This window comes from Marinovum sp. (genome assembly GCF_034669705.1).
Lineage (GTDB): Bacteria > Pseudomonadota > Alphaproteobacteria > Rhodobacterales > Rhodobacteraceae > Marinovum.
The window spans coordinates 42,409-60,998 of sequence record NZ_JAXMOR010000004.1 but is presented as its reverse complement, the minus strand read 5'-3'; the positions used below and the strand labels follow the sequence as shown (position 1 = coordinate 60,998).

17 protein-coding genes and 1 pseudogene are annotated in these 18,590 nt (G+C 67.4%); 15 read left to right on the top strand and 3 right to left on the bottom strand.

Annotated elements, in window-relative coordinates; all coding sequences use genetic code 11:
• Nucleotides 1–18: 18 nt before the first annotated feature.
• Both VOI27_RS04055 and VOI27_RS04050 read left to right on the top strand, forming a co-directional pair.
• Nucleotides 19–1,226: pseudogene (locus VOI27_RS04055) on the top strand (IS3 family transposase).
• Complete coding sequence (locus tag VOI27_RS04050; protein WP_323764019.1) at nt 1,227–1,883, top strand: TRAP transporter large permease; 657 nt, start codon at nt 1,227–1,229, stop codon at nt 1,881–1,883.
• A 105-nt stretch (nt 1,884–1,988) separates the two neighbouring features.
• Here VOI27_RS04050 and VOI27_RS04045 read toward each other — a convergent pair whose 3' ends face one another.
• Nucleotides 1,989–2,348, bottom strand: a complete 360-nt coding sequence (locus VOI27_RS04045; RefSeq protein ID WP_323764018.1) for a MerR family transcriptional regulator — start codon at nt 2,346–2,348, stop codon at nt 1,989–1,991.
• Between the two features lie 255 nt (nt 2,349–2,603).
• On the opposite strand from VOI27_RS04045, the gene VOI27_RS04040 reads away from it, so the two are divergent.
• Genes VOI27_RS04040 through VOI27_RS04025 form a run of 4 tightly spaced genes read left to right on the top strand, consistent with a single transcriptional unit; the run spans nt 2,604 to nt 6,980 of the window.
• The gene (locus tag VOI27_RS04040) at nt 2,604–4,202 is read left to right on the top strand and encodes a GMC family oxidoreductase (protein WP_323764017.1); all 1,599 of its coding nucleotides are present in this window, start codon (nt 2,604–2,606) and stop codon (nt 4,200–4,202) included.
• Nucleotides 4,203–4,212: 10 nt separating this feature from the next.
• On the top strand, nt 4,213–5,187 hold the full coding sequence (locus VOI27_RS04035) for an aldo/keto reductase (protein ID WP_323764016.1): 975 nt from the start codon (nt 4,213–4,215) through the stop codon (nt 5,185–5,187).
• 21 nt (nt 5,188–5,208) lie between these two features.
• Nucleotides 5,209–6,132, top strand: a complete 924-nt coding sequence (locus VOI27_RS04030; RefSeq protein WP_323764015.1) for an NAD-dependent epimerase/dehydratase family protein — start codon at nt 5,209–5,211, stop codon at nt 6,130–6,132.
• A complete protein-coding gene (locus VOI27_RS04025; RefSeq protein ID WP_323764014.1) occupies nt 6,129–6,980 on the top strand; it encodes an SDR family NAD(P)-dependent oxidoreductase in 852 nt (283 codons plus the stop codon). Before VOI27_RS04030 ends, VOI27_RS04025 begins: the two co-directional genes overlap by 4 nt.
• A gap of 23 nt (nt 6,981–7,003) precedes the next feature.
• Here the strand turns inward: VOI27_RS04025 and VOI27_RS04020 are convergent, their stop codons facing one another.
• On the bottom strand, nt 7,004–8,545 hold the full coding sequence (locus VOI27_RS04020; protein ID WP_323764013.1) for a class I adenylate-forming enzyme family protein: 1,542 nt from the start codon (nt 8,543–8,545) through the stop codon (nt 7,004–7,006).
• Nucleotides 8,546–8,703: 158 nt separating this feature from the next.
• Between VOI27_RS04020 and VOI27_RS04015 the strand changes: the two genes are divergently transcribed.
• From VOI27_RS04015 to VOI27_RS03980, 8 genes are all read left to right on the top strand, one after another.
• Nucleotides 8,704–9,462: an SDR family NAD(P)-dependent oxidoreductase gene (locus VOI27_RS04015; protein ID WP_323764012.1), complete on the top strand. Its 759-nt coding sequence runs from the start codon at nt 8,704–8,706 to the stop codon at nt 9,460–9,462.
• Between the two features lie 111 nt (nt 9,463–9,573).
• Nucleotides 9,574–10,776, top strand: coding sequence for an ABC transporter substrate-binding protein (locus tag VOI27_RS04010; protein WP_323764011.1), 1,203 nt, complete (start codon nt 9,574–9,576; stop codon nt 10,774–10,776).
• Nucleotides 10,777–10,782: 6 nt separating this feature from the next.
• Nucleotides 10,783–11,070: a DUF1330 domain-containing protein gene (locus tag VOI27_RS04005; protein WP_323764010.1), complete on the top strand. Its 288-nt coding sequence runs from the start codon at nt 10,783–10,785 to the stop codon at nt 11,068–11,070.
• Nucleotide 11,071: 1 nt separating this feature from the next.
• Entirely contained in the window at nt 11,072–11,824 is a 753-nt protein-coding gene (locus VOI27_RS04000) for an ABC transporter ATP-binding protein (RefSeq protein ID WP_323764009.1), read from the top strand.
• Nucleotides 11,817–12,524 (top strand): ABC transporter ATP-binding protein, encoded by a 708-nt coding sequence (locus tag VOI27_RS03995; RefSeq protein ID WP_416374640.1) that lies wholly within the window; start codon nt 11,817–11,819, stop codon nt 12,522–12,524. The genes VOI27_RS04000 and VOI27_RS03995 overlap by 8 nt, the downstream gene beginning before the upstream one ends.
• A gap of 1 nt (nt 12,525) precedes the next feature.
• Nucleotides 12,526–14,460 (top strand): ABC transporter permease, encoded by a 1,935-nt coding sequence (locus VOI27_RS03990; RefSeq protein WP_323764008.1) that lies wholly within the window; start codon nt 12,526–12,528, stop codon nt 14,458–14,460.
• The gene (locus VOI27_RS03985) at nt 14,457–15,206 is read left to right on the top strand and encodes an SDR family NAD(P)-dependent oxidoreductase (RefSeq protein ID WP_323764007.1); all 750 of its coding nucleotides are present in this window, start codon (nt 14,457–14,459) and stop codon (nt 15,204–15,206) included. The genes VOI27_RS03990 and VOI27_RS03985 overlap by 4 nt, the downstream gene beginning before the upstream one ends.
• Nucleotides 15,203–16,021, top strand: coding sequence for a glucose 1-dehydrogenase (locus VOI27_RS03980; protein WP_323764006.1), 819 nt, complete (start codon nt 15,203–15,205; stop codon nt 16,019–16,021). Before VOI27_RS03985 ends, VOI27_RS03980 begins: the two co-directional genes overlap by 4 nt.
• A 7-nt stretch (nt 16,022–16,028) precedes the next feature.
• Here the strand turns inward: VOI27_RS03980 and VOI27_RS03975 are convergent, their stop codons facing one another.
• Nucleotides 16,029–17,600 (bottom strand): AMP-binding protein, encoded by a 1,572-nt coding sequence (locus VOI27_RS03975; RefSeq protein ID WP_323764005.1) that lies wholly within the window; start codon nt 17,598–17,600, stop codon nt 16,029–16,031.
• A 152-nt stretch (nt 17,601–17,752) separates the two neighbouring features.
• Between VOI27_RS03975 and VOI27_RS03970 the strand changes: the two genes are divergently transcribed.
• Entirely contained in the window at nt 17,753–18,550 is a 798-nt protein-coding gene (locus VOI27_RS03970; protein ID WP_323764004.1) for an SDR family oxidoreductase, read from the top strand.
• Nucleotides 18,551–18,590 lie beyond the last annotated feature (40 nt).

The following is an 18,590-nucleotide window of genomic DNA, read 5'->3' as shown; positions in this document are numbered from 1 at the left end:
AGCCTTAAGCACGTGCATATGTCTGAGATTGAAATCATCACCGATGGCGGCCGCCGTCGACGCTGGCCTGCGACGGAGAAGCTGCGGATCGTCGAGGAGACCCTGTATGACGGCGAGAGCATTTCCGCTGTCGCGCGGCGCAATGGCGTGGCGCCCAATCTTCTGTATCGTTGGCGAAAGTTGATGCTGGAAGGGGGAAGTATTGCTGTGGCCGAAGACGACAGTGTGACCAGCAACAGGACCGTCCGCGAGATGGAAAGTCGCATCCGGGAGCTCGAGCGCCAGCTCGGGCGCAAGACCTTGGAAGTCGAGATCCTGAAGGAAGCTCTGGACAAGTCGCGGGCAAAAAAACCGACCTTGCTTGCGCAGTCGCTGAAACCGGACGGTTCCCGATGAAGGCGGTCGCCACCGCCCTGGGCGTGTCCCGCTCCAACCTGCACGACCGGCTGAACGGGAGCACGAAGCCGCGTCGGGGCTATCACAAAGCCCAAGATGCGGCGGTCCTGCCACGCATCGAGCGGCTGGTGGCGAAGCGCCCGACCTATGGCTATCGCCGGATCACCGCGTTGTTGAACCGGGAACTGCGCGCGCAGGGTTTACCGCCTGTTAACCACAAGCGCGTCTATCGCATTATGGCCAGAAACAGCCTGCTGCTGGAGCGCTCCGGGTTCGATCGGCCCGAGCGCAGTCATGACGGCAAGGTCATCATGATGCGGTCGAACCTACGCTGGTGCAGCGATGGCTTGGAGTTCACCTGCTGGAATGGTGACGTAATCCGTCTGGCTTTCCTGATCGACGCCCACGACCGCGAGATCATCTCCTGGCGGGCCGTGGCAAATGCCGGGATCAGCGGGTCCGATGTCCGCGACATGCTGCTCGAAGCCGTCTAGACCAGGTTCAGCACCCACCGCGCGCCGGAAAAGGTCGAGGTGCTGTCGGACAACGGCAGCGCCTACACGGCCAAGGACACCCGCATCTTCACCCAGCAGCTTGGTCTCAAGTCCTGCTTTACGCCGGTCAAGAGCCCGCAATCCAACGGCATGTCAGAGGCGTTCGTGAAGACCCTCAAGCGCGACTACGTCCGCGTGAACCCCTTGCCGGACGCAACACGCGTGCTGCCATTGATAGGAGACTGGATCGAAGACTATAACGAGAACCACCCACACAGCGGCCTGAAATGGCGCTCGCCCCGCGAGTTCATCAGGGCCAAAACCGAAACCGCTTAAGTGTTCGGTGAAACGGGGGCTGGATCACTGCCCGCGCTGCTGACGCCTGCTGTGATTGTCGGCGGCATCTTCTCGGGCTGGTTTTCACCGACCGAGGCGGCGGCGGTCACGGTGCTCTATGCGATCCTTATCGACCTTCTGTTCTATCGCGAACTGACTTTCCGCAGGCTCTGGGACGCGATCTATGAAACCACTATCACCGCCTCGGCGATTGCCACGATCATCGCAGGTGTTGGTTTGCTGGGCTGGGTGCTGGCGCGCGAACAGGCGCCACAGCAGATCGCCCAGCTGTTCCTGTCGATTGCCGACAGCAAGCTGGCGTTCCTGATCGCGGTCAATCTGATGATCTTCGTGCTCGGCGCCTTCGTCGAATCGCTGGTGATCCTGCTAATTGTTGTGCCGACGCTGGTTCCGGTGGCGATGGGCTTTGGCATCGACCCGGTGCATTTCGGTATCATCGTGGTGCTGAACCTGATGATCTCGATCCTGACGCCGCCGATGGGCATGGCGCTTTTCGTGGTGGCGCAAGTCGGTGACATCCCGTTTCAGAACCTCGCCCGCGCCATCGTGCCCTGGCTGCTGCCGCCCATCGTGGTCCTGATCCTTGTGTGCACCTTCCCGATCCTCGCAACGGGCTTGCCGGGGCTGATGGATTAGGGCGCCGACTCGAAGCGATTGACGACGGCTACCCTGATCCGGAGGCCGTCGCGCAGGGGTGAACAGGGTCAAGCCGAACGGGCAGCAGCACCGGGCAGCCTCGCCCTATGCCGACTGTCTCTTGCGCCAGGTCAGCTCGGCCTCGGCCTGCTTCATCGAGGCGACCAGGTCTGTCAGCGCGTCCCGGCGGTCCTCAAGCTCGCGTTCGAGAACCGGAACCTGCCGTTCGGCGATGCGCAGCCATTCCCGTAGCTGGCTTTCCTGGCCCTGTTCTTCGTATATTTGCAGCCATTGCCGAATTTCCTCGAGCCGCAGGCCGAACTGGCGGCCGCGCCGCACCAGGGCCATGCGCGCCTGATCCTTCGCCGTGTAGAACCTTTGACGCTTGTGCTTCAACGGCGCGAGCAACTCGAGGAATTCGTAGTACCGCAGGGTGCGGGCGGTGACCCCGAACTTTTCCTGCATGTCGCTCGTCGTAAGGTAATCATTTGAAACCAGAGACATAGACGTATTCCTCGCGATGGTGATCCCTGGATAGCCGGTTTTCCGCGGCGGCGCACCGCAGGTCCCGCGCGGCGGGCTCTTCGCAGGATAGCCGTCCGGGACCGGGCGGCATGATCCGTTTGGACGATACGCCATCGCGGCCCCCAGTCCATCCTCGTCCGCGCAGGCAGGACGAAAGGCAGCACAGTGCGGCGAAGCGGACAGGATGGGCAGGCGGTGGATTACATCGTGGTCGGCGCCGGCGCGGCGGGCTGTGTCGTGGCGGCGCGGCTGTCGCGGATGCCGGGGGTCCGGGTGGCGCTGATTGAGGCAGGCGGCGCCGACCGCAATCCGCTGGTCCACATCCCCGGCGCCAACTTCGCCACCGGCACCAACCCCTCGCTGAACTGGAACTTCGAGACCGCGCCCGAGCCGGCGTTGGACGGGCGACGGCTGTACATGTCGCAGGGCCGGGTGATGGGCGGCTCGGCCTCGATCAACGGCATGATGTTCCTGCGCGGCTGGGACCGGGACTTCGATGCCTGGGCGACGACCGGCTGGTCGGCCGAGGAGGTGCGCCCGTGGTTTCGCAAGATCGAGACGCTTGCGGCCGACGCGCAACCCGGGCGCGGGACGGAGGGGCCGGTCACGCTCACCCGCGGGCGAGCGACGGCCCCGGTCTGCGATTTCTTTCTCGCGTCGGCGGAGGCCCATGGGCTGACGCTTGGCGAAGACGTCACCCGCGCCGGGCCCGCTTCGGCCGGCTACGTCGATCTGTCGATCCGCAAGGGGCGGCGGGTGTCGACCGCTGGAGCCTACCTCAAAGGCGTGGCGCGCCGCGACGGGCTGCGGGTGATCCGGAATGCGCAGGTGACCCGGATTGCGGTGCGGGACGGGCGCGCCACGGGGGTGTCCTATCGGCAGGCTGGGCAAGACCGTCATCTGTCGTGCCGGCGTGAGGTGATCGTCGCGGCCGGTGCGATCAATTCCCCGGCGCTGCTGCTGCGTTCGGGGATCGGCGATGCCGAGAGGCTGGACGCTTTGGGCATCCCGGTGATCGTCGACGCGCCCGAGGTCGGGCAGAACTACCAGAACCACCCGATGTTCAAGATGATGTTTGCGCTCGACGCCCCGTTGAGCGCCTATGCGCATCTGAGACCGCTGGCGGCGCTCCGGGCCGGACTGTCCTATCTGCTGGCGCGGCGCGGGGTTCTGGCCAGCGGGCTGTTCCCGATCGGCGGCTACTTCGAGGCCGACCCGGGCGATCCCGACACGCTGATGCAGTTCTGCATGGCGCCGGCGCTCACCATCCGCCGCGGTCCCGGCGTGCTCGACATGTTGCCGCGCGCGCATGGGTTTTCGGTGCTGCTCTACCAGGCGGTGCCGTTCAGCCGGGGGCGCGTGGGGCTTGCCAGCGCCGATCCCTTTGCCGATCCGGTGATCGAAGCCGGGGTCTTCGCCGACCCGCGCGATCTCGACATCCTGGTCAAGGCGGCCTGTCAAATGCGCGCGATGATGCGCCTTGCACCGATCGGCGGTATCATCGAGCGCGAGATCGCGCCGGGGCCCGACACCGACACGCCGGAGGCGCTGCGCGCCGCCATAAAGCGCGAGATCATGGCGAATTACCACGTCGCCGGCACCTGTCGCATGGGCGACGACGCCGGCGCGGTGCTGGATCCGCAGTTGCGGGTGCGGGGCGTCGATGGGCTGCGGGTGATCGACGCTTCGGTCATGCCGCGGGTGGTCAGCGCCAACACCTATGCCACTACCGTGATGATCGCCGAACGCGGCGCCGCCTTCATTGCCGAGGACGCCGGCGCAGGGACCGGATAGGAGGACGAAGATGGAGAGCAGATGCCTGGGGCAGACCGGCTTGCGTGTCTCGGTCGTGGGCTTGGGGTGCAACAACTTCGGCGGCATGGTGGCGGGCCTTGACGAGGCCGCGGCGAAAGACGTAATCCATGCCGCGCTCGATACCGGGATAACGCTCTTCGACTCCGCCGACAGCTATGGCACCGACGGCGGGTCAGAGAGGGTGCTAGGCCGTGCCTTGCAGGGCCGGCGTCACGAGGTGGTGCTGGCGACCAAGTTCGCCTCGCCGCTGGGCGGCAGCGGCAGGCGCGGCTACGACGGCTCGCGCCGCCACATCCTGCGCGCGGTCGAGGACAGCCTGCGCCGGCTGGGTACCGATCACATCGACCTCTACCAATATCATTTCCCCGATCCCGACACCCCGATCGAAGAGACGCTGCGCGCGCTCGAGGACCTCGTGCGGTCGGGCAAGGTGCGCTACATCGGCTGCTCCAACCTGCCGGCTTGGCAGCTGGTCGAAGCCCATTGGGTGGCACGATACAATCGGATCGGCGGCTTTGCCGCGACGCAGGCGGAATACAACCTTCTGGACCGGACCGCCGAAGAGACGCTGCTGCCGGCCCTGCGGGCCACCGGCCTGAGCCTCTTGCCTTACTTCCCGCTGGCGAGCGGGCTGCTCACCGGCAAGTACCGCGCGAGCCGGTTACCCAGCGAGGGAAGACTCATCGACCTGCCGTATTTCAAGGACGGCCTCTCCGCCGAGCGTCTGGCGCGGATCGAGGCCTTGGCCACGTTTGCCGAAGACCGGGGCAGGACCCTGCTTGAACTGGCCTTCGCGTGGCTTCTGTCCGAGCCGCAGGTGGCCTCGGTGATGGCCGGGGCCACGCGCCCCGAGCAGGTTAAGGCCAACGCGCGGGCGGCGGGCTGGCGGCTCGACTCCGAAACCCGCGTCGCGATCGACCGGCTGTTGGCGGACCCTGCGGCGGCGGGCCGCACCACAACCTGAAAAACGAAGGAGGACGACCCCATGAATATCTTGATCGTCGGCGGCACCGGTATGATCGGCATCAACTCCGCGCTGCATCTGCAGGCGCGCGGCCATGACGTGGCCCTGGCGGCGCGCAACACGCCCGAAGTCGATCACCCGGCGGCGCAATTCCCGATCCTGACCCGCGATTTCACCCGGGGCGAGTTCACCAAGGCCGATCTGGCGCCGTTCGATGCGGTGGTCTTTGCCGCAGGCAACGATCCGCGGCACATGCCCGCTGGCGAGGACCCGGAGGACTTCTATCGCCGCACCCAGTCCGACAGCGTGCCGGTTTTTGCGGCGCTGGCGCGCGACGCAGGGGTCCGGCGCTTCGTGCAGGTCGGCAGCTATTACCATCAGGTCCGTCCCGACCTGGCCCGTGTATCGACCTATATCCGCGCCCGTCAGCTGGCGGATGAGGGCGCGCGGGCGCTGGCGACCGAGAGCTTCGCGGCCTGCACGCTCAACCCGCCGTCGATCGTCGGCGCGACGCCCGGCTTGCCGGCGCGGCGCTACCAGACCCTGGCGGAATGGGGGCGGGGCCAGCGCGCCGAGTTACCCGCCACCGCGCCGCCGGGCGGAACGAACTACATGTCGGTGCGCTCATTGGCGCAGGCCATCGAGGGGGCGCTGTTGCGCGGTCAGCCGGGCAAGGCCTATCTGGTGGGCGACGAGAGCCTGAGCTACCGCGATTTTTTCCAGATGTTCTTCGACGTGGCCGGCACGGATACGCAAGTCGAGGTCGTTGACAAGGAACACAAGGTTCTGCCCGATGCCTTCATCGTTCAGGGCCGCGGCAACGCCATCGCCTATGAGCCCGACCCGGAAGCGGTCGCATTGTTGGGATTCGCCCGCGGCGACGTGCGCCGCGCGGTGGCCGAGGTGGTGGCGATGGCGACCGGCCGCAAGGAGGCGGCGCAATGAGCGGCGACCTGCTGCGCGTGACCGGCAAGGTCGCGCTGATCACCGGCGGCGCGGCGGGCATCGGCCGAGCGACCGCCGAGCTTTTCCTTGAGGCGGGGATGCAGGTGATCGTGGTCGACAACCACCCCGACCGCACCGGCGAAGCCCGGAAGGCGCTTGGCAAGGCCATGGTGATCGAGGCCGATGTGCGCCGGCCCGAGGATATCGCGCGGGTGTTCGACGCGGTCCGCGACCGCTTCGGGCGGCTCGACGTGCTGGTCAACAACGTGGGCGACTACCTGCGCATCTTCGCCCGCTTCGAGGACTCGACCGAAGAGGACTGGGAGGCGCTCTACGACATAAACCTGCGACACATGTTCCGGGTGACCAAGGCGGCGATCCCGCTGATGAAAGCCTCGGGCGAGGGCGGGTCGATCATCAACCTCTCGACGGTCGAGGCGATCCGGGGCATTCCGCGCGCCTCCGTGTATTCGGCCTTCAAGACGGCGATCACCGGGTTTACCAAGAGCCTCTCGGTCGAACTGGGCTATCACGGCATCCGGGTGAACCAGATCGCGCCCGAGACCACCGACAGCATCCAGGTCACCGCCGATACCCGCGTCCCCGAGGCCAACCGTGCACATATCCGCAGCTGGTTCCCCATGGGCCGTTTCGGTCGCGGCGAGGATTCTGCCGGTGCGGCGCTCTACCTGGCGTCCGAAAGGCTTTCGGGCTGGGTCACCGGCATCATGCTCGTGGTCGACGGTGGAGTGATCGCGGCGGGGGCCTGGATGCGGATGCAAGACGGCGAGAGTTTCACCCACCTGCCGATCATCGCGGCCGATGGCTATACCGACCTGTCGGACTAAGAAACGCCGGTCGGCCCTGGCGCCTACGTCAGGGCCCGGTGCCGGAACTGATCCAAGCCGTCGCCGCGCAGCGCCTCCACCAAGTCGCGCTTGCGGATCTTGGCGGCTTCCACCGGCATCTCGTCGATCACCTCGAAGCGGCGCGGCACCTTGTAGGCGGCCAGATGCGTGCGGCAGTGTTCGCGCAGCGCCTCGGCCTCCAGCGTTGCGCCGGACAGGGGCACCAGCACCGCCACTGGGATCTCGCCCTTCACCGCATCGGGCGCGGGCACCACGGCGCAGATCGACACGCCGCCGTGGCGGTAGAGCACGCTTTCCACCTCCAGCGGATAGATGTTGTGGCCGCCGGTGATGATCACGTCCTTCTTGCGGTCGACGATGAACAGGAACCCATCCGCGTCGAGAAACCCGAGATCGCCGGAGAGCCAGCCGCGCGGGGTGAAGCTGGCCGCCGTCGCCTGCGGTTTGTCGTAGCCTCGCGCCACCGTATCGCCGCCGATCACCACTTCGCCGATCTCGCCCTGGGGCAGCGGCGCGTCGTCCTCGCCGACGATGGTGACCCGCGCCGCACCGACCGGCAGCCCCGCCGCCCCGGCGCGGCGCGGGCCGGTGACTGGTTCCATCACCACCTGTCCGCAGACCTCGGTCGCGCCGTAGACCTGGCTGACGCGCGCGCCGGAGAGGTCCTCGAAGCGGCGGATGATCGGTTGCGGCACCGGGGCGCCGCCGGTGGTGCAGACCCTGAGCGACGACAGGTCGTGGCGCGCGGCATCGAAGGCGCCGGCCATGTAGACATACATCGTCGGCGTGCCGCCGAAATAGGTGGCCTGATAGCGGGCGATGTCGGTCAGCACCCGCTCGGTGTCCCAGCGTTCGTGCAACACCAGGGTGCCGCCGGTGTAGAGGCAGAGGTTGAGCGTCACCGTCAGCCCGAAGTTGGTGAATAACGGCACGGCGCAAAGATAAGTCTCGGCCCCGAAGCGCGACCCGTGGGCCACCGACATGTCGCGCAACGAGCTTGCGGTGGCGAAATGGGTCTGCTCGATGGCCTTGGGCTGGCCGGTGGTGCCGGAGGAGAAGAACAGCGCCGAGCTGTCGGTGAGATCCTGCGCATGATCGGAGAAGCTGTCGGACGCATCCTTCATCGCCGCGTCAAGGTCGATGGCCCCGGGGTGCGCGGCGCCGGAGACAAGGAGCCGCAAGTCGGAAAGGTCCGTGGTGTCGGGCAGTTCACCGACCGTTTCGGCATCGGCCACCAGGGCGCGCAGGTCGCTGCGGTCGAGGATGCCGGCGATCTCGGACCGGCGCATCATCGCCGTCAGCGGCGCAGGCACCGCGCCGAGCCGCTGGCAGGCCCAGAACGCAACTGCCATCAGCGGTGTCGAGGGCAGGTAAAGCCCGACACGGTCGCCCGGTCCGACGCCGGCCTCGCCGAGCACATGCGCCATGCGGGCGGTGCGCGCGCCGAATTCGGCGTAGCTTATATGCGCCTCGCCGGCAATCAGGAACGTCCGATCCGGCAGCAACGCGAGATTGCGCCGCAGCATCTGGTTCAGTGTTTCCATTCGGTCTCTCCCCTTGCCCTGGTCTCATGCTGGCCGGGACGCTGGCGCCTCGCATCGTCCGGCGGGACTATCCGCGCGGCAGGGCTCGTCCGGGCGGACGATGCGCGCGGCCTTCCGGCGCGCAGACTGACGCGCGACCGGCAGGAAGGAGCACAGTGATGGCGGGAAGACTGCACGGTAAGGTGGCGATCATCACCGGGGCGACCTCGGGCATCGGCGCTTGCGCGGCGCGGCTCTTCGCGGCCGAGGGCGCGCAGGTGGCGGTGCTGGGGCGGGATGCGGCGCGCGGGGCGGCCATCGTCGGCCATATCCGGCGCGACGGCGGGGCGGCGGAGTTCTTCTCGCTGGATTTCGACGCGCCGGAGCATGTGCCGCCAGTCATCGACGCGGTGGCGGCGCATTTCGGCGGCATCGACGTGCTTTACAACAACGCCGGAGGCTCGAGTAGCGCCGACGGGCCGCTGACGGAAGCGCCGGACGCGGAGTTCTGGCGCTGCATGCGGGTCGAGCTGTTCGGCACATGGTCGATGGCGCGGCACACCATCCCGCACCTGCGCGCGCGGGGCGGTGGCGCGATCATCAACACCGCCTCGATCGCGGGCGCGATGGGGGTGCCCAACCGCGACGCCTATACCGCCGCTAAGGGCGGGATCATCGCGCTGACCCGCTCGATGGCGGTGGAGTTTGCCGGAGACGGCATCCGCGTCAATACGCTGGTGCCCGGGGCCGTGGCCACCGACCGGGTGCTGCATTTTTTCGAGACCGAGCCGCACTTGGAGGCGCAGCGCAAGGCGCATCTGCTGGGCCTGGCCGAGCCCAAGGACGTGGCGCAGGCAGCGCTGTTTCTGGCCTCGGACGCATCGCGCCGGACCACCGGGCAGATCCTGCCGGTGGACAGCGGCATCCTGATCTCTTGAGCGGGGTAGTCCCATTGGACGATGTAGCGCAGGCCTCGCGGCTGTCAGCTTTCAAACAAGGAGCGGCCCGCGCCAATGCGCGCCGGCGCCCTCTGCTTTAGGGAGGACGACATGAGACATCTACTTGCGACGGCTGCGACGATGGCACTGGCGGCAGGCGCGGCTCAGGCTGCGGACAACAGCGTCAAGATCGGCGTGCTCAACGATCAATCAACATCCTTTTCCGCGCTCGGCGGCGCCGAGGCGGTCGAGGCCGTCAAGCTTGCGATCAGCGATTTCGGCGGCGAGGTACTGGGCCAGCCGATCGAATTCGTTGCTGCCGACCATCAGAACAAGCCCGACGTGGCACTCTCGATCGCCCGCGAATGGCTCGATACCGAGGGCGTCGACGTAATCATGGACGTGCCCAACTCGGCGATCGCGCTGGGGCTGAACACGCTGATCGGCGACAGCGGCAAGATGGGCCTCTTCGTCTCGCCGCTGACCGACCGCCCGACCGAGGCCGATTGCAACGGCCGCGTACTGGCTTGGGCCTATGACGCCTATTCGACCGTCGGTACGGCGGTGAACGCGCAACTCGACAAGGGACTGAAGAAATTCTTCATCCTGTCACCCGATTACGAGGCCGGCAAGGTGATGACCTTCTGGGTCGAAACCGCCGTGGCCAAGGGCGGCGGCGAGATCGCGGGCAAGGTGGCAGCGCCACTGGGCACCACGGACTTCTCGTCCTTCATCCTGCAGGCCCAGGCCTCAGGGGCCGAGGTGATCCAGGTCAACCTGAACGGCTCAGAGCTGATAAACGCGCTCAAGCAGATCCAGGAATTCGGTCTGATCGACAGCGGCATGGAAGTCGCGGTGACCTTCCTGCACCAGTCCGACGCGCGTTCCATCGGGGCCGAGGCGCTGGAAGGTGTGCAGTTCGCCGCGCCATGGTTCTGGACCCAGAACGAAGCCTCGCGCGATTTCGGCGAGCGGATGATGGAGATCACCGGCAATGCCCCGGGCTGGGTGGCCGCGGGCAACTATTCCGCCGCGACCGCCTATCTCAACGCCGTGCAGGAGGCCGGGACCGATGACCCCGAAGCAGTGATCGCGGCGATGCAGGAGGCGGAGCTGGACGACATGTTCGTCAAGAACGGCACGCTTTACCCGAACGGCCGGCTGGTGCATGACATGTACCTGCTCGAAGTGCGCAGCCCCGAGGCCATCGGCGACACGCAGGAGTATTTCGAGCTCGAGGCGACGGTGCCGGCCGAACAGGCGTTCCAGCCCCTCAGCGCCTCGAATTGTCCTTTGGTCACCAGCGGCGGCTGATGGACCATGGCTGGATATCTCGTCTTCGACCTTCGCATCACCGACCGCGCGGCGTGGCAGGAGTATCGCCGCGTCGCGCGGCCGGTGATGACGGCGGCCGGCGGGACATTCGTGCTGAGCGGCGACCGGATCGAGCCGCTGGAGGGCGAGTGGCATCCAGACAGCCTGTCGGTGGTCGCCTTCCCGAGCGCCGAGGCGGCGCGGGAGTTCTATTTCTCGCCGGCCTATCAAGCGCTTGTCCCGCTCAGGCGGCGCGCCGCGACAGGTCATGGCGTGCTGGTCGAAGGAACCTGAGATGACCGACGCAATCATCGAGACCCGCGGGCTGACGCGCCGCTTCGGCGGCTTCACGGCGGTCGAGGGCGTCGACCTGAGCGTCGCGCGCCATTCGGTGCATGCGCTGATCGGGCCCAATGGCGCGGGCAAGACCACGGTTTTTAACCTTGTGTCCAAGTTCCTCGCGCCAAGCGAGGGCAGCATTCGTTTCAACGGCCGCGACATCACTGGCAGCAAGTCGGCGCAGGTGGCACGGCGGGGGATGGTGCGCTCGTTTCAGATCTCGGCGATCTTCGGGCGGATGACCGTGGCCGACAACCTCCGCATCGCGCTGCAACGTCCGACCGGGCTGTCTTATGCCTTCTGGCGCGGCGAGGCGGCGCTTGACGGGCTGAACGAGCGGATCGACGCGCTGCTCGCGGCGGTGGGCTTGACCGAGTGGCGCGACCGGCCGGCGGCCGGGCTGCCCTATGGCCGCAAGCGGGCGCTGGAGTTCGCTACGACGCTGGCGCTGGACCCGGAGGTGATGCTGCTCGACGAGCCGATGGCCGGGCTGGGGCAGGAGGATGTGGCGCGAATCTCGGACCTGATCGCGGCAGAGGCCGAGCGGCGCACGATCCTGATGGTCGAGCACAACCTGTCGGTGGTGGCGCGGCTGGCCGACCGGATCACCGTGCTGGCGCGGGGCCAGGTGCTGGCCGAGGGCGATTACGCCCAGATCTCCGGCAATCAGGAAGTGATCGAAGCCTATATCGGAGGCGAGATTGACTGATCAGGCGGTTCTCGAGGTCTCGGACCTCCGGGCGTGGTATGGCGAGGGCCAGGCGCTGCACGGCATGGACTTCACGGTGCGCCGGGGCGAGGTCGTTTCGCTTCTGGGTCGCAACGGTGCTGGCAAATCGACCACCCTGCGCGCGATGATGGGGCTGATGCGGCGCGCGACGGGCCAGATCCGGCTGCGCGGCGCGGACATCCTCGGCCGCAAGCCGGAATACATCGGTGCGCAGGGCCTCGCTTGGTGCCCGGAAGAGCGCGGCATCTTTACCAGCCTCACCGTGGCCGAGAACCTGCGCCTGCCGCCGGTGGTCGCCAAGAGCGGCCTGACCGAGGAAGAGCTTCTGGCGCTTTTCCCGAACCTGGCGGAACGCTGGCGCAGCTCCGGCGGCAAGCTCTCGGGGGGTGAGCAGCAGATGCTGGCGATCGCACGAATCCTCCGGACCGGCGCCGACATCCTGCTGCTGGACGAGCCGACCGAGGGGCTGGCCCCGGTGATCGTGCAGCAGATCGCCGAGGTGATCCGCACCATCAAGGCGCGCGGGCTGACGGTGGTGCTGGTGGAACAGAACTACCGCTTCGCCGCGCGCCTTGCCGACCGTCACTACGTGGTGGAACATGGTCGCGTGATCGATTGCATGGACCGCGCCGAGCTGGCCGCCGATGGCAGCCGCGTCGAACACTATCTGAAGGCATGACATGACCGAACTTCTGGGATTTCCGCCGGCGCTTCTTTATGGTCAAGTCCTGATCGGGCTGATCAACGGGCTGTTCTACGCGATGATGAGCATGGGCGTGGCGATCATCTTCGGCATGCTAAGGATCGGCAACTTCGTCCATGGCGCGCAATACATGCTCGGAGCCTTCGGTGCGTGGTTCCTGGCCAGCCTGCCGCAGCTGTTTCCCGGCCTCGGGCTGCCCGAACTCGGCTATTGGTGGGCGCTGATCCTCGTGCCACCGGCGGTGGCCGTGGTGGGGGCGATCACCGAGCAGTTGTTTATCCGCCGGGTCTATGACCTCGAACATGCCTACGGGCTGTTGCTGACCGTCGGGCTGGCCTTCGTCATCGAGGGGCTATTCAACGTCAAGTTCGGCGCGGCGGGGCAGCAATACGGAGTGCCCGAGGCGCTGAGGGGCGGGGTGAACCTCGGGTTCATGTTATTGCCGATCTACCGGGTCTGGGTGATCTTCGCGGCGCTGGCGGTCTGCATCGGCACCTGGGCGGTGATCGAGCGCACGCGATTGGGCGCCTATCTGCGCGCCGCGACCGAGAACCCCGACCTGGTGCGTGCCTTCGGGATCAACGTGCCACGGATGCTGATGCTGACCTATGCCTTCGGTGTCGGACTGGCGGGGCTGACCGGGGTGATGGCGGCGCCGATCTACCAGGTCAGCCCGCAGATGGGACAATCGATCATCATCACCATCTTCGCCGTCGTGGTGATAGGCGGCATGGGCTCGATCGCCGGCGCCATCGTGGCGGGCATCGGGCTGGGCATCATCGAGGGGCTGACCAAGGTGTTCTGGCCAGAGGCGTCGTCGACGATCATCTTCATCTGCATGGCGCTGGTTTTGATCCTGCGGCCGCAGGGGCTTTTCGGCAAGGAAACCAGCGCCCATTCCGGGGCGGACATCACCATCGCCCGGCGCGAGAGCATCCTTGAGAACGGGCGCATCTGGATCCCGGTGCTGGCGGTGATCGGGGTGATCCTGCCCTATGTGGTCTACCCGGTCTTCGCGATGAAGATCCTCTGCTTCGCGCTCTTCGCCTGCGCCTACAACCTGGTTTTCGGCTATGTCGGGCTGCTGGCCTTCGGCCATGCTGCTTTCTTCGGGGCCTCGGCCTATGGCGCGGCGCATATCGCTTCGGTCTGGGGCTGGCCGCCGGAGCTGGCGATTCTCGGCGGCACCCTGCTGGCCACCGCCATCGGCGCGCTGTTCGGTTGGCTGGCAATCCGGCGCCAGGGGCTCTATTTCGCGATGATCACGCTGGCGCTGGCGCAGATCGTGGTGTTCTACGCGGTGCAGGCCGGCTGGACGCACGGCGAAGACGGCATACAATCGGTGCCGCGCGGGGTGCTTTTCGGCGTGTTCGACCTGAACGACACGATGACCATGTATTTCTTCGTACTCGCCGTCTTCCTGCTGGGATTCGCCTTCATCTACCGGCTGCTGCGTTCACCCTTCGGCCAGGTGCTGAAAGCGATCCGCGACAACGACCAGCGCGCCGTCTCGCTGGGTTATTCGACCGAGCGGTTCAAGCTGATCGCCTTCACGCTCTCGGCCATGCTCGCCGGGGTCGCGGGCGGGATGAAGGCCATTGTGTTCCAGATCGCCTCGCTCGCGGACCTGCATTTCATGACCTCGGCCGATGCGCTCTTGATGACGCTGATCGGCGGTGTCGGCACGATCCTCGGTCCCGTGGTCGGGGCGGCCATCGTGGTGACGCTGCAACGCGAGTTCGCCGAATTCGGCGCCTGGGTGATCGTGGTGCAGGGCGCGGCCTTCGTGCTCTGCGTTCTGTTCCTGCGGCAGGGCGTGGTGGGAACGCTCGAGAGCTGGCTGGGCCGCCGCGCTGACCGTATGCGCGAAGCGGCCGCCACTGGTGCGGCCGACGTGACACCGGGCGAATGAGCGCGGCGGTGATCGTCGGCGCGGGTCCGGGATTGGGCGTATCGCTGGTGCGGCGCTGCGCCCGGGCTGGGCTGGCGACTGGCTTCGTGGCGCGGCGGGTAGAGGCGGTGGCCGGCTATCAAAGGACGCTGGCCGAAGAGGGTCTGGACACCCGCAGCGAGGTCGCCGATGCAGCAGATCCCGTTGCGCTGACCGCGGCGCTGGATCGGCTGGAGGCAGCGCAGGGCGCGCCGGAGCTCATGATCTACAACGCCGCCATCGTCGAGCCCTCGCGCTTCGTGACGCTCTCGGGGATCGAGACCGCGCAATATGGCGATGCGTCCGGCTGGCGCGCGCGCGGTGCACCGATGGACGCCGAGGCGCTGACCGACAGCTTCCGCGCCAATGTGGCCGGGGCGCTCACGGCGGCGCGACAGGTCGCGCCGGCAATGATCCAGCGCGGGCGCGGCACGATCCTACTGACCGGCGGCGTGCTGTCTTTCGGGCCGTGGATCGAATGGGGCGCGGTGTCGCTCGGAAAGGCGGCGCTGCGAAGCCTGGGTCATTCGCTGGCGCTCGAACTTGCGCCCTCGGGCGTTCAGGTCTCGACCGTGGCGATACACGGCACGATGGCGCAAGACACGCCATATGGCCCCGAAAGGGTCGCGGATTTCTATTGGCATCTGCACCGCCGGCCCGCGGAGGACTGGACCCCCGATGCGCATTTCAAGGTCGCGGAGGATGACGGAAAGGACCCAGACAGATGAGCGGCATGGACCTTCGGTTCGACGGTCAGGTCGCCATGGTGACCGGCGGCGCCAGCGGCATCGGCGCGGCCATTGCCACGCGGCTCGCAGCGCTCGGTGCCCGGGTGGCCCTGGCCGATCGCAACGCGGAGTCAATGGCGACCGCCCTGACCGAGACCGGCGCCGAGATGATCACCGAAGGCGACGTCAGCGACGCGGCGGATGCGGCGCGGATGGTTGCGGAATGCGAGCAAAAGATCGGAGAGCCCCGGCTGCTGGTCAATGCCGCGGGCATTGCCGACCAATTCCACATAGTGCGCGACAGCGACCCCGACGGCTGGCAGCACGTTCTCGATGTCAACCTGCGCGGCACCTTCCTGATGTGTCGCGCCGCAGCGCCGGCCATGCTGGCGGCGGGGCAGGGCGCGGTCGTGAACGTCTCGTCGATCGTGGCGGCGACGGGGTTTCCCGGTCGCTCAGCCTATGGCGTCAGCAAGGCCGGCGTCGACCACCTGACTAAGGCTTTGGCTTGCGAATGGGGGCCTGCGGGGGTGCGGGTCAATGCCATCGCTCCAGCCTATACACGCACACCGATGGTACAGGAACTGATCGACCGCAAGACGCTCGACTTCGGCCAGATCGCCCGGCGCACGCCGCTGCAGCGACTGGCCCTGCCGGACGAGATGGCCCGGGCCGCGGCTTTCCTCTTGTCGGACTGGGCCTCCTACATCACCGGCACAGTGCTGCCGGTGGACGGCGGCTGGCAGGCCTATGGCGCGGCGGGCGATGTCGACCGCTTCCGGATCGGGCCGGAGGCGGAGCCGACCCGCGCCTGACGGCGGGTCAGGCGGTCTCGGCCGCCAGTTCGCGTTTCAGCACCTTGCCCTGGGCGCTCACCGGCAAGGCCGAGCGGATCTCCACGACGCGCGGCACCTTGTAGTTGGCCATCTGTTCGCGCGACCAGGCGATCAGCTCGGCCTCGGTGACCTGCGCGCCGGGGCGCAACACCACGAAGGCTTTGCCGACCTCGCCCAGCCGCGCATCCGGCACGCCGATCACCGCCGCCTGGCCCACCGCGGGGTGGGCAGAGAGCATACGCTCGATCTCGGCCGGGTAGCAGTTAAAACCGCCGGTGATGTACATGTCCTTGAGCCGGTCCTCGACCACGAGGTTGCCTGCCGCATCGAAGCGGCCCACGTCGCCGGTGAGCAGCCAGCCTTCGGGCGTGATGGTGCGGGCCGTGGCCTCGGGATCGTCGTAATAGCCCTGCATCACGATATAGCCGCGGATGGCGATCTCGCCGGTTTCGCCCTGTGGCACCGGCCGGCCATCCTCGCCGCGGATCATCATTTCGACCTCGGGCATCGGGGTGCCGGCGGTCCCGGCGACGGTCTCGATTGGGTCGGTGGTGTGGCACATGGTGCCGTAGCCGCCGCATTCGGTCAGCCCGTAGCCGTTGCAGACGCCTTCGCAGCCCAGATCGGTCTTCATCCGCTCAACCAGTACCGAGGGGATCACCGCGCCGCCGGTGATGCCGAGGCGCAGCGACGAACGGTCGACTCGGTCGAAGCCCGGCTGGTTGAGCATGCCCTGGAAGATCGCCGGCGGGCCTGGGATGACACTGACCCGGTCGCGTTCCACGCGGGCCAGCACCTCCGCCGGGTCATAGGCCTTGTGCGGCAGCACGGTGGCGCCGGTGATCAGCGCGCCGATGGCGCCGCCGCGGTAGCCGAAGGCATGGAAGAACGGCGGGATCACCAGCACACGGTCGCCGCGCCGGATGCCGACGCGGTCGGTCCAGGCGGCCACCACCTTGAGGAACTGCCGGTGGGCATACATCACGCCCTTGGAGCGCCCGGTGGTGCCCGAGGTGAAGAGGATGTCGCAAGTGGTCTCGGGCGTCAGCGCCGCCTCGCGCGCGGCGAGTGCGTCGTCGGAGACCTTCTCGGCCCGGGCCATGAAATCGGCCCAGCCGGTATCACCGCCGGCATGGTCGAGCACTACCACCTCGGAAAGCTGGGCGCGGGTGGCCTCGGTCAGCATGTCGGGGAAATGCCGGTCGAGGAAGCGGCCCACCGACAAGATCAGCCTTGCGCCGCCGCGCAGCGCAAGGTCTTCGATCTCGGCGCTGCGGAACCTGGTGGAGACCGGGATCATTATCGCCCCGGCGCTGGCCGCGCCCATCGCGGCGATCAGCCATTCGGCCGAGTTCGGAGCGAGGATCATGATCCGGTCGCCGGCTTCGATCCCTGAGGCGATCAGCGCCTTGGCAAAGCGGCGGCGTTCATCGTCGAAGGCGCGAAACGACACCACCTGGCCGTCATCTTCGATGAAGGGCGCATTGCCATAGACATCCGCGGCCCGCGCACAGCAGGCGGGCAGGGTGGTGAAGGTCCATTTCGCGGTTTCGAGCATCCGGCTCTCCCTGATCTGATCCGTGGCGCCGGGCGACGCAGGACAGGACTTGCCCGAGTTCGCGGCTTCGCTCATCGTCCGACAGGACGACGCCGGAGCACGCGGAGCGGTTAAAATGTTGGCTGAAGGACGATAAGCAAAAGGGGTGAGGAATGACATCACCGTTGTCGAGCGCCGGAATCCAGCTTGAGGGCCGCGTCGCCATCGTGACCGGCGGCAGCCGCGGGATCGGCGCCGGGATCGCGCGGATGCTACTGGCGCAGGGCGCCGAGGTGGCGATCTGCGGGCGCAACGCGCCGGAGGAACTGCCCGAGGCGGAGGGACGGCGGGCGCGGTTCTGGCCCTGCGACGTGCGCGACGCCGAGGCGGTGGCCGGCTTCGTCGACGCGGTCGGCGCGGCGCTGGGGCGGATCGACATTCTGGTGAACAACGCTGGCGGTGCGCCGGCGGCCGAGGCGGCGACGGTCTCACCGCGGTTTCACGAGAAGATCATGGCGCTCAACCTCATGGCGCCGATTCACATGTCGCAGGCGGTGCATCGCTGGATGATGCGCAACGAGGGCGGCGGGTCGATCGTCAACATCGCTTCGGTCTCGGCCACCCGGCCCTCGCCCGGCACTGCCGTCTATGGGGCCGCCAAGGCCGGGCTTCTGGGGCTGACCCGCAGCCTCGCGGCCGAATGGGGGCCGAGGATCCGGGTCAATGCAATCGTGGTGGGGCTGGTCGACAGTGGCGGCGATGCGCTGCCTTATGGCGGTGTCGCCGCGCGGGATGCCATCGCGGCGTCTCTGCCGGCCGGGCGGCTGGGCGCGCCAGACGACATTGCCGCGGCCACGCTCTACCTTTCGTCCGATATGGCGGCATATGTGTCGGGCGCGGCGCTCGAGGTGCACGGCGGTGGCGAGCGGCCCCTGTTTCTCGATCTGGTCGAGCGTCACGCCCAGGGATGAGCCGCGGCCGGGCGGCCCTGGCGGCGCCCGGTCCGCCACA

Coding starts and splice junctions, on each gene's coding strand:
- VOI27_RS04045 (WP_323764018.1), bottom strand. CDS start 2,348: ATGCAGGAAAAGTTCGGGGTCACCGCCCGCACCCTGCGGTACTACGAA.
- VOI27_RS04035 (WP_323764016.1), top strand. CDS start 4,213: ATGGAGAGCAGATGCCTGGGGCAGACCGGCTTGCGTGTCTCGGTCGTG.
- VOI27_RS04030 (WP_323764015.1), top strand. CDS start 5,209: ATGAATATCTTGATCGTCGGCGGCACCGGTATGATCGGCATCAACTCC.
- VOI27_RS04025 (WP_323764014.1), top strand. CDS start 6,129: ATGAGCGGCGACCTGCTGCGCGTGACCGGCAAGGTCGCGCTGATCACC.
- VOI27_RS04020 (WP_323764013.1), bottom strand. CDS start 8,545: ATGGAAACACTGAACCAGATGCTGCGGCGCAATCTCGCGTTGCTGCCG.
- VOI27_RS04015 (WP_323764012.1), top strand. CDS start 8,704: ATGGCGGGAAGACTGCACGGTAAGGTGGCGATCATCACCGGGGCGACC.
- VOI27_RS04010 (WP_323764011.1), top strand. CDS start 9,574: ATGAGACATCTACTTGCGACGGCTGCGACGATGGCACTGGCGGCAGGC.
- VOI27_RS04005 (WP_323764010.1), top strand. CDS start 10,783: ATGGCTGGATATCTCGTCTTCGACCTTCGCATCACCGACCGCGCGGCG.
- VOI27_RS04000 (WP_323764009.1), top strand. CDS start 11,072: ATGACCGACGCAATCATCGAGACCCGCGGGCTGACGCGCCGCTTCGGC.
- VOI27_RS03990 (WP_323764008.1), top strand. CDS start 12,526: ATGACCGAACTTCTGGGATTTCCGCCGGCGCTTCTTTATGGTCAAGTC.
- VOI27_RS03985 (WP_323764007.1), top strand. CDS start 14,457: ATGAGCGCGGCGGTGATCGTCGGCGCGGGTCCGGGATTGGGCGTATCG.
- VOI27_RS03980 (WP_323764006.1), top strand. CDS start 15,203: ATGAGCGGCATGGACCTTCGGTTCGACGGTCAGGTCGCCATGGTGACC.
- VOI27_RS03975 (WP_323764005.1), bottom strand. CDS start 17,600: ATGCTCGAAACCGCGAAATGGACCTTCACCACCCTGCCCGCCTGCTGT.
- VOI27_RS03970 (WP_323764004.1), top strand. CDS start 17,753: ATGACATCACCGTTGTCGAGCGCCGGAATCCAGCTTGAGGGCCGCGTC.